We start from the raw sequence: 10,423 nt of genomic DNA on the forward strand, positions 1-10,423 counted from the left end.
CGTCGGCGCCCCCCGCGGCGCACGCGGCGCCGCGGCCCGGTGCCCGCCCGCGCGTGCCGGCGACGGAGCCCACCAGGACCCCGGCGGCGACCGCCGGCCCCTCGAGGAGGCTCACGTCGGCACCGGCGTGGTTCGTCCGCGTCCACCGCGCCGCGCCGCCGGGCGGGCGGGCGTCCAGCAGCGCCCGCAGGACGCGCGTGGCCACGGCTCCCCCGCCGGCGGCCCGCAGCACCGGGACCGCGGCCCGCAGCACAGAGGCCTCGACGGCCTCGACCGGAGCCGGGGCGCCAGCCGTGCGGCGCCAGCCGGACGCGGCACGCGGACCCTGCGTCGTGCTCACCCCTCCGTGCCCCCGGCGGCGGCGTCCCCGGCGGTGCCGGCAGCGTCGGTGGCGGGCGCCGCCGCGGCCGCGGCCGCGGCCGCGGCACGGCCGGCGCGGTCCGGGGGGTCCAGGGCGACGACGGGAGGCAGCGCCGAGGGGTCCTCCGCGCCCTCGCCGTAGTGGCCGACGGTGCCCCCGATGTCGGCGGCCAGCGCCAGCGGCAGCACGGTCGTGCCCACGACGCCCTCGGTGCCGGTCACCGTGGTGACGTCGTCGGCGAGGTCGCCGTCCGCGAGGACCGCCGCGGTGAGGCTGTCCGCACCGCCGGGCCCGTCCGCGAGGACACCGCCCTCGGCGTCGGTGCCGGCCGCCCGGACGATCGCGACGGCCGCCTCGGTGGCCTCGGCGGCGGGCGCGGCGGTGCCCTCCTCCTCCGTGGCGACCTCGGGGGCGACGGGCTGCACGACCACGACGGCGTCGGCCGGCGCCTCGACGGGCTCGCCGAGGGACAGCAGCGGCGTGTCCCCGGTCGAGAGCAGCTCCAGCAGCAGCCGCCCGTCCGCGGCGAGCGCGTCCGTGCCCGCGACGTCGGGCCGCGTGAGCCCCTGGACGAGCGCGGTGGCGAGCTCGGCGGCGGGGCCGGCGTCCGCGGCGGGGGCCGGGCGCAGGTACTGCACCAGCGTGCCGGCGAGCGCCTGCCGGTAGGAGCGCTGCTCGGGGTCCGTCCAGGCGGGGGTGAGCGTCACCTGGGCGGTGAGCCCGGCGCCCGCGGCCTCGAGGCCCGCGCGGATCGCGGCGAGCCGCTCGCCGTCGACCTCCCCGAGCGCCACGACCGCGACCCGGCGCCCCTCGAGCGCCCCGGCGACCAGCCGCGGGCCGGCGGCGCCCGCGAAGGCCTGCAGGTCGCTCGTCGCGGCCGCCTGCTCGTCGAGCTCGGCGCGCAGCTCCTCCTTCTCGACCCGGAGCTGGTCGACCTGCCCGGTCAGGGAGTCGCCGATGGTCTGCTCGAGGGGGCCGGCGCCCAGCGCGATGCCGACCGCGAGGGCCAGGAACACCGAGATGAGCGAGACGAGGTGGTAGCGGAAGTCGATCACAGGTGGTGCTCCCGGTCGGGGACGGACGGTGCGGGGGCCGGGCGCGCGGCCGTCGCGGGGAGGGCGGTGCGAGCGGGGAGGGCGAGCCGCACCCGAGGGGTGGGGGCCGCGGTCATCGCGGTCGACGCGGCGGACGGCCGGGGCGGGCGGAGGTCATCCTGCGCCGCCGAACAGGCCGGTCACCCAGGACACGACGTCGTCCCACCGCGCCGCCGCGAGGCCGAGCAGCGTCTGCCCCGCCTCGGTGGAGGCCAGGGCCACCCCGAGGGCGAGCAGCCCGGCCAGCACGAGCAGCCACACCTGGAGGTTGGAGATGCGGTGCCGGTAGAGCCGCGAGACGCCCTTGGCGTCGATGAGCTTGGAGCCCACGCGCAGCCGCGTGAGGAAGGTGCTGGCCATCCCGTGGCGGCCCTTGTCGAGGAACTCGACGAGGGTCGCGTGCGTGCCGACGGCGACGATGAGCTCGGCGCCCTTGTCGTCGGCGAGGAGCATCGCGACGTCCTCGCTCGTGCCCGTGGCGGGGAAGACGACGTGGTCGACGCCGAGGGCCTCCACGCGGGCCAGGCCCGGGGCGCGCCCGTCGCGGTAGGCGTGGACCACCACCTCCGCGCCGCACCGGAGCGCGCGGTCGGAGACGGAGTCCATGTCCCCGACGATGAGGTCGGGCCGCAGCCCCGACTCGAGGATCGCGTCCGCGCCGCCGTCCACGCCGATGAGCACCGGCCGGTACTCGCGGATGTAGGACCGCAGGACGACGAGGTCCTCCTTGTAGTGGTAGCCGCGCACGACGATGAGGGCGTGGCGGCCCTCGAGCGAGGTGCGCACGTCCGGCACGCCGACGCCGTCGAGGAGGAGCTCCCGCTCCCGCCGCAGGTAGTCCATCGTGTTGGCGGCGAAGGACTCGAGCTGGACCGACAGCCCCTCGCGCGCGGCCGCCATCGCCTCCGCGACGGTGCCGGGCGTCTGGAGCACGCCCTCGGCGACCAGCGTGTCCCCGGCGTACACGGCACCGTCGACGAGCCGCAGCTCGTGGCCCTCCGCGATCGTCATGACGTCCGGCCCGAGGTCGTCGACGAGCGGCACGCCCGCCCCCACGAGGATCTCCGGCCCGAGGTTGGGGTAGCGGCCCGACGTGGACCGCGACGCGTTGAGGACCGCCGCCGGCTGGCACCCGACGAGCGCCTCCGCCGACACGCGGTCGAGGTCGAGGTGGTCGATCACCGCGACGTCACCCGGCCGCAGCCGCTTCGTCAGGTTCTTGGTGCGGTGGTCCACGCGCGCCGGACCGACCACGTCGGCGCCGTCGGCGACGGGGGCGGCCTTGCGCAGGGAGAATCTCATCGGCGTCATCGTCCCACGGACGAGGCCTCCAGGAGCTCAGCCGCGTGCGCGCGCGCCACCTGCGAGTCCTCCTGCCCGGAGAGCATCCGGGCGAGCTCGCGCACCCGGTCCTCGTCGTGCACGGCGCGCACGTCCGAGGCCGTGACGACGTCCACGCCGCCGGCCCGGGACTTCGTCACCACGAGGTGGTGGTCGGCGAACGCGGCGACCTGGGCCAGGTGCGTGACGACGAGCACCTGCGACCCGCGCGCGAGGTGCGCGAGCCGGCGCCCCACCTCCACGGCGGCACGTCCGCCGACGCCCGCGTCCACCTCGTCGAAGACGAACGTGCCCGGCGCCTCGCCCCGTTGGCCGCCCTCGGCGGCGAGCGCGACCTCCAGGCCGAGCATGACGCGCGAGAGCTCGCCGCCCGAGGCGCCCTTGCCGAGGGGGCGTGCCGGCGCGCCCGCGTGCGGCACGAGCAGCATCTCGACGCGGTCCGCGCCGTGCGGGCCCGGCTCGTCCAGCGGCTCGACGAGGACCTCGAGGCGCGCGCCGGCCATGGCCAGCCCGGCCAGCTCGGCCCCGACGGCCGCCGCGAGCCGGGTCGCGGCCCCGGCGCGCGTGGCGTGGAGCGTGGCTGCGGTCGCGACCAGGCGCGCCGTCAGCGCCGCCTCCTCCTCCTGCAGGTCCACCACCCGGGCGTCGCCGCCCTCGAGGTCGAGCAGCCGGCGCGCGGCGTCCTGCGACCACGCGAGCACCGCCGCGACGTCGCCCCCGTGCCGTCGGCCCAGCGCCGTGAGCTCCGCACGGCGGGCCTGCGCCGCGTCCAGCCGCAACGGGTCGGCGGCCAGGTCGTCCCCGTACGCCGCGAGGTCGGCCGCGGCGTCGGCGAGGAGGTACCCGGCCTCCGCCACCCGGGTGGCGAGCTCGGCCAGGCGCGGGTCGTGGTGCCCGGCCTGCTCGAGCCGGCGCCGCGCGGCGTCCACCGCCGGGGTGGCCGCCGCGCCCTCGCTGCCCGGGTCGTCCGACCCGACGAGCACGTCGTGCGCCCCGGCCGCAGCCGTGCGCAGCTCCTCGGCGTGCGCGAGCCGTTCGATCTCCGCGTCGAGCTCCGTGTCCTCCCCCGCCTGCGGGTCGACGCGCTCGACCTCCTCGAGCCCGAGCCGCAGGAGCTCGGCCTCCCGCTGGCGGTCCCGGGCACGGGCGACGAGCTCCGCGACCTCGGCCGCAACTGCCTGGCGGCGCGCCCAGTCCGCCCGGTACGCGGCGAGGGTCGCCGCGTGCTCCGGACCGGCGAAGGCGTCGAGCGCCTCCCGCTGGTGCGCCGGGGAGCGCAGGCGGGCCTGGTCCGCCTGGCCGTGCACGGTGACGAGCGCGTCCGCGAGCTCGCCGAGGACGCCCTGCGGGACGGACCGGCCCCCCAGGAAGGCGCGCGATCGGCCCGTCGCCTGGGTCGTGGTGGCCGTCACCGTGCGCAGGACCAGGAGCGCGCCGTCCTCGTCCAGCTCGGCGCCCGCGTCCTGCGCCCGCGCGGCGGCAGCCGAGCCCTCCAGCCCGACCACCCGGCCCTCGACGGACGCGGCGGCGGCCCCGGTCCGCACCACGGCCGGGTCGGCGCGGACGCCGAGCAGCAGGCCGAGGGCGGTGAGCACCATCGTCTTGCCGGCGCCGGTCTCACCGGTGAGCACCGTCAGGCCCGGGCCGAGGCGCACGTCCGCGGCGCCGATCACGCCGAGGTCCCGGATGCGGATCTCCTCGATCACGCCCCGCCCTCCCCCGGTCCCGGCAGGCGCGGGTCGGTGGCCCCGGGCGCGCCGGCGGCACCGGGCCGGCGCGCGGCGGCGCCGTCCCGCCACCCCACGACGGGCAGGGCGAACTTGTTGACCAGGCGCGTGGTGAACGGCGCCGGGCTCATGCGCGCCATCCGCACGGGCACGGGGCTGCGACGCACCTCGAGGCGGGCGCCGCGCGGCACCTCGAGGCGGCGGCGGCCGTCGAGCGTCAGCACGGCGGCGTCCGGGGAGCGCTCGAGCATCTCGACGGCGAGCACCGTGCGCGGGCCGAGGACGAGGGGTCGCGCGAACAGCGCGTGGGCGGACACGGGCACGACGATCATGCCGTCCACGTCCGGCCAGACCACGGGCCCGCCGGCGGAGAACGCGTGGGCGGTCGATCCGGTGGCGGTCGCGACGATGATGCCGTCGCAGCCGAACGACGACAGCGGCCGGCCGTCGACCTCGACGAGGACCTCGATCATCCGAGCGCGGTCGGCCTTCTCCAGGGCGGCCTCGTTCAGTGCCCACCCCGTCGTCGTCGGGCCCCCCGGCACCCGGACGACCACCTCGACGGTCGTCCGCGCCTCGATCGTGAACGCGCCGCTCGTGAGCCGGCGCACGGTGGAGCCCACGTCCTCGCGCTCGGCCTCGGCGAGGAAGCCGACGTGCCCGAGGTTGATGCCCAGCAGGGGGGCACCGCACTCCCGCGTCAGCTCGGCCGCCCGCAGGATCGTGCCGTCGCCGCCGAGGACGATGACGAGGTCGACGTCGGCCACCGACGGGGTGAGCGCGTCGTCGTCGCCCGCCACGACCGCGTCGACGTCGGCGCGCTCGAGCTCGGCGAGCACCTCGTCCGTGGCCTCGAGGGCCTCGGGGCGCCCCCGGTGCACCACGACGAGGGCACGGCGCCTCACAGCGCCTCCCCCGCGCCGTCGCCGTCCGCGCCACGACGTGCCGCGGGACGGCCGCCCGGTGCCGCGGCGGCCGCCGTCGGCGACGGGTGGCGCGCGAGGAGCGCCTCGACGTCCTCGGGCGCAGGGGCGGCACCGGCCGCGCCGGGGCCGGCCGGCCGCAGCCAGACGAACAGCTCGACGTTCCCGCTGGGGCCCGGGAGCGGGCTCGGCACCACGTCGCGCAGCGCGAGCCCGGCATCGGCGGCGGCCCGCACGACGGCGCGGACCGCGTCGAGGCGCAGCGCGGGGTCGCGGACCACACCACCCGCCCCGAGGCGCTCCCGGCCGACCTCGAACTGCGGCTTCACGAGCAGGAGCAGGTCCGTCCCCGGCGTGGCGAGCGCCGCCAGCGGTCCGACGAGCAGGGCGAGCGAGATGAAGGAGACGTCCCCGACGACGAGGTCGGGGGCCGGCACGTCCCCCGGGCGCAGGTCCCGGGCGTTGACCCCCTCGCGCACGTCGACCCGCGGGTCGGTGCGCAGCCGGTCGAGGAGCTGTCCGTGCCCCACGTCGAGGGCGACCACCCGGCCGGCGCCGCGGCGCAGCAGGACGTCGGTGAAGCCGCCGGTGCTGGCGCCGACGTCGAGGCAGGTGCGCCCCGCCACCGCGAGGCCCGCGGGCGCGAGGGCGTCGAGGGCGCCGACGAGCTTGTGCGCCGCGCGCGACGCCCAGCCCGGGTCGGACGGGTCCGTCTCGACGTGCAGCGTCTGTCCGTCCCGCACCCGGGTCGAGGGCCGCTGCACGGGGACCCCGTCGAGGTGCACCCGCCCGGCGCCGACGAGCTCCGCGGCCTGCCGGCGCGAGCGGGCCAGGCCGCGGCGCACGAGCTCCGCGTCGAGCCGGGCGGCCTCGAAGGGTGCGTCCAGGGGCACGTCCACGGGTACGTCCACGACGGCGCTCACCGGCCCACGTCGGCGAGCCGGTCCCGCAGGGCGCCGTGCACCGCGTCGAGCACCTCGACGTGCTCCGCGACCGGCCGGTCCTCCAGGCCCTCCAGCAGGTGGAGCGCCTCCTCCACGCCGCCGTCGACCCCGTCGGCCCCGTCGACGGCGTCGACGGCGTCCGGCTCCGCCGGTCCGTCCACCGGGTCGGACCACCGCTCGACGCCCGCCACGCCCGCGCGCCGGTCAGGGTCCGACGTCGCCGCCGGCCCGGGGACCGCCGGGCGGGGCCGCGGACCGGGCGTGCCGGGCCGGGGGCCGGGGACCCCCGGACGCGGTCCCGGTGCTGCCTGGCTCATCGGTGCGCACCCCTCTCGTCGGCGTTCGGCGTCACGCTACCCGCTGCCGCCGACGCCCCCGGGACGGCCGCGCCCGGCCCCCGACCGCCGGGGCCGGGCCGGGGCTGGGGGCGGCTCACCGCGCCCGCGGCGGCCGACCGGCCGACCGCGCCGGCCCGGCCTCAGGCGGAGGCGCTCGCCAGCTCCGGGACCGACGCCGCGTCGAGGGCGTCGCCGGCGTCGACCGCGGCCCAGGCGGCCGCGCAGGCCGCGCGCGCGACGTCCAGCGCCGGCTCGTCCGTACCGGTGACGGCCCCCCGGAGCTCCAGGCGGCCGTCGACGACCCGCGCGGCGGCCTCGCGGCACGTCCACCAACCCTCCGCGCCGGGCTCGGGCTCGGGGTGCGCCACGAGCAGGGACCGCAGGTCGGCGCCGAGCAGGTGGGGCCGCAGGTGCGGCGGCGCGAGGACGCTGTCCCGCGCGCTGTTGACCCCGGTGAGGACGTGCAGCCCGTCGAACCCGCCGCCGCGGGCGCCCGCCAGGTCCGTGTCGAGCCGATCCCCCACGACGAGGGGCCGCCGCGCGCCGTGCCGCTCGACCGCCAGGCGGTACATCGTCGGCGAGGGCTTGCCGGCGCTGGCGGGCTCCACGCCCGTCGCCGCCACGACCGCGCGCACGAGCGACCCGTTGCCCGGCGCGTAGCCGCGGGCGGTGGGCAGCGACAGGTCGAGGTTCGAGGCCACGTGCCACGCGCCGCGCTGGACCGCGTAGGCGGCCTCGGCGAGCCGCTCCCAGCCGATCTCCGGGGCGAAGCCCTGCGCCACGGCGACGGGACGGTCGTCCGCGGAGGCCACGACGGTGAAGCCGGCCTCCCGCACCGCCGTGAGCAGCCCGGCGCCGCCGACGACGAGGACGGGGTCCCCCGCCGAGAGCCGTGTGGTCAGCAGCTGGGCGCAGGCCTGCGCCGCGGTCATCACCTCGTCGGGCGACGTGGGGATGTCCAGGCCCGACAGCTGCGCCGCGACCTCCTCGGGCTCACGGGAGGCGTTGTTCGTGACGAAGACGAGCCGCATGCCGGCCGTGCGCGCGGCGCCGAGCGAGTCCGACGCGCCGTCGATCGGCTCGTGACCGCGGTACGCGACGCCGTCGAGGTCGACGAGCGCGAGGTCGTACCGCTCGACGAGCGGCACCTCGCACCCGATCAGACCGGCGCTCACCGGCCGTCCCCCTGCGTCGGCGTGCCCGTGCCGTCGCCGCCGTCGCCCTCGGACCCCCTGCCCGCGGACGCGGTGCCCGCGGAACCGGTGCCCTCGGACCCGGACTCGCCGGAGTCCGTGCCCTCGGCTCCGGTGCCGTCGGAGTCCGTGCTCTCGGACCCGGAGTCGCCGAGCCCTGTGCCCTCGTCGCCGGCATCCTCGGGCTCCCCGCCGTCGGCTGCGTCGGACCCGGTGCCTTCGTCGCCGGAGTCTTCGTCGCCGGGGCCCTCGACCACCGGGCTCTCCCCGACCGGGCTCTCCCCGACCGAGCCCTCGGTGCCCGCCACGTCCGAGCCGTCGCTGCCGGGAGCCGGCCCGTCGGGGCCCTCCTGGTCGGAGCCGTCCGCGTCCACCCCGTCGTCGTCGGAGCCGTCCTCCGCGCCCTCGGCGTCGTCGGCGCCGTCGGCGTCGTCCGCGTCCTCGAGCAGGTCCCACAGGAGGACCTCCTCGTCCTCGTCGATCTCCCCGGAGGCCTCCGCGAGCAGCTCGGCGCCGAAGGGCGCCAGCTCGGCCTCGGCGTCCGCCGGGCGGCCGGCCGCGTCGAACGCCGTGGCGCGGGCCTGTGCGAGGCGCACCCGCAGCAGGCCGGTGGCCTTGCGCAGCTCGGGCTGGGCGAGGGCGGCGAGGGCGGCGTCGGGGTCGCCGAGGTCGAGCCGCGCACCGCTCACGACGATCGCGAGCTCGACGCGCCCCTCGGGGTCGAGCGTCTCGGCGCCCGGCTCCTGCGCCACGGCGAGGGCGCGCTCAGGACGCCCGAGCCCTCGCTCGCAGTCCGCCATGACGGCCAGGTGCTCGGACGAGCCGTTCAGCCGCCGCACCGTCCGCAGCTCGCGCAGCGCCTCGGCGTACCGGCCCGTGCGGTAGGCGGCCAGCCCGGCGGCCTCCCGTACGACGTCCACCCGCCCGCCGCGGGCCACCGCCGCCGTCGCGTGCTCGTAGGCGGCCTCGGGGTCCACGTCGAGGAGCCGGCCCACCATGACGAGGTGACGTCCGACGAGCGTTGCGTTCTCCTTGCTCAGCGTGCGCAGGCGCGCCCGGACGTCGCGGGGCAGCGTGCCGAAGACGACGTCCTCCGGGATTTCCGGACCGACCGGGCGGGGAGGTCGCGCGTCCCCGCGGTCGTCGCGGGGACGACCGGCGCCGCCGCGGGTCGGGAACCCGCCGTCGGGGCGACCCGCGGGGCGACCGCCACGGTCGTCGCGGCTCCCCCCCGTACCGCGGGGGCCGTCGTCCCGGCGGGGCCCGTCGCGGTCGTCGCGCCGCGGACGATCGGCGGAGCGGTCGTCGCGCCGCGGACGACCGGCGGAGCGGTCGTCGTCGCGGAAGGAACGGCGGGGGGCCGGCTGGCCCGCGTCGCGCCACGGCCGGCGCTCCTGGCCCTCTCCGCCGGCGCCGCGCGCGTCGGCACCGCGGCCGCCGCCGGAGGGACGGTCGGCCGACCAGGGCCGGTCGACGCCGCCGCGGGACGGTCCGGCCGGGCGACGAGCGCCGTCGCCGCCAGGACGCCGCACCTCGTCCCGCGCACCCTCACGACGGGGAGCACCACCACCGGCACCGCGGTCCTGCCACGACCCGCCTTCGCGACGAGGTGCACCGGCACCACGCTCACCGCGGTCCTGCCAGGAGGACCCGCCCTCACGACGCGGAGCACCACCGGCACCACGGTCCTGCCAGGAGGACCCGCCCTCACGACGAGCGCTGCCCCCGCCACCCTGACGGTCCTGCCACGAGGAACCACCGGCGCGACCCGCACCGGCGACGCGGGGCGTCCGCGGCCCGGAGCCGCCGCCGGAGCGCCCGCCGGGACCGCCCCCGGACGGACGCCGCGGGGCGCGCCCGTCGCCGGCCGAGCCGGCGGTGGAACGGTCGTCGTCGGATCGGCGCGGGGGCCGGCTCTCGCTGCTCATCGTGGGATGCCTCTCGTCGTCCTGCAGAACTGCATGCTGTCACGCCGGTCGCGCCGCGCTCACCGGCTGGGGATCTGCCCCGGGGCGCTCCGGCCGGCAGCCGGCCGAGCGGAGGCGAACCGTCCGGCCTCCTGGCCGCACCGCCCTGGTCGGCCCGACTCCCCACGCGCCCCGACCCCCACGCGCGTCCTCGAGCACCGGCAGCGCTCGCAGGGCCTCGACGACATCAGGGCCGCAGACGAGGATCGACGGCCCGGGCGGACGACCGAGGGACAGAGGACGCTGTCCGGGCTCCGGTGGAGCTCGACGCGGCGTCGAGCACACGGTCCGCCACGCCCATGAACGGCTGCTTCGAAGAAGCGGTCGGAGCCCCTGGCGTGCCGCCAGCCTCGGTGCGCCGCGGAGGGCACCGCAGCGCCGACCGACGAGATCCCCGCCGTCCGCCTCACCGCGAAGTGAGTGATTCCCCTGGAACGACGAAAGGCCACCCCGTGCGGGGTGGCCTTTCGCGCGAAAAGTGTCCGGCGGCGTCCTACTCTCCCACACCCTGGCGGGTGCAGTACCATCGGCGCTG

At 78.7% G+C, this 10,423-nt stretch carries 8 protein-coding genes and 1 pseudogene; all 9 read right to left on the minus strand.

The annotated features are described in order from the left end of the window. Positions 1-340 (minus strand): annotated as a pseudogene (locus EJA20_RS19190) (hypothetical protein); the annotation flags it as partial. Further along, complete coding sequence (locus tag EJA20_RS16900; protein ID WP_129339706.1) at positions 337-1,416, minus strand: copper transporter; 1,080 nt, start codon at positions 1,414-1,416, stop codon at positions 337-339. The pseudogene EJA20_RS19190 and the gene EJA20_RS16900, both read right to left, overlap by 4 nt. Positions 1,417-1,569: 153 nt before the next feature. Continuing rightward, on the minus strand, positions 1,570-2,757 hold the full coding sequence (gene steA, locus EJA20_RS16905) for a putative cytokinetic ring protein SteA (RefSeq protein ID WP_129339707.1): 1,188 nt from the start codon (positions 2,755-2,757) through the stop codon (positions 1,570-1,572). A gap of 5 nt (positions 2,758-2,762) precedes the next feature. Further along, positions 2,763-4,502 (minus strand): DNA repair protein RecN, encoded by a 1,740-nt coding sequence (gene recN / locus EJA20_RS16910; protein WP_129339708.1) that lies wholly within the window; start codon positions 4,500-4,502, stop codon positions 2,763-2,765. Further along, entirely contained in the window at positions 4,499-5,428 is a 930-nt protein-coding gene (locus EJA20_RS16915) for an NAD kinase (protein ID WP_129339709.1), read from the minus strand. Before EJA20_RS16915 ends, recN begins: the two co-directional genes overlap by 4 nt. Then, a complete protein-coding gene (locus EJA20_RS16920; protein WP_276319556.1) occupies positions 5,425-6,369 on the minus strand; it encodes a TlyA family RNA methyltransferase in 945 nt (314 codons plus the stop codon). Before EJA20_RS16920 ends, EJA20_RS16915 begins: the two co-directional genes overlap by 4 nt. Further along, positions 6,366-6,581 (minus strand): hypothetical protein, encoded by a 216-nt coding sequence (locus tag EJA20_RS16925; protein WP_129339710.1) that lies wholly within the window; start codon positions 6,579-6,581, stop codon positions 6,366-6,368. The genes EJA20_RS16920 and EJA20_RS16925 overlap by 4 nt, the downstream gene beginning before the upstream one ends. A gap of 287 nt (positions 6,582-6,868) precedes the next feature. Further along, complete coding sequence (locus tag EJA20_RS16930; protein ID WP_129339711.1) at positions 6,869-7,903, minus strand: HAD-IIA family hydrolase; 1,035 nt, start codon at positions 7,901-7,903, stop codon at positions 6,869-6,871. After that, on the minus strand, positions 7,900-8,919 hold the full coding sequence (locus tag EJA20_RS19195) for a hypothetical protein (protein ID WP_205687560.1): 1,020 nt from the start codon (positions 8,917-8,919) through the stop codon (positions 7,900-7,902). The genes EJA20_RS16930 and EJA20_RS19195 overlap by 4 nt, the downstream gene beginning before the upstream one ends. Between the last annotated feature and the right edge of the window lie 1,504 nt (positions 8,920-10,423).

Source organism: Cellulomonas endophytica (assembly GCF_004123805.1).
Lineage (GTDB): Bacteria > Actinomycetota > Actinomycetes > Actinomycetales > Cellulomonadaceae > Cellulomonas > Cellulomonas endophytica.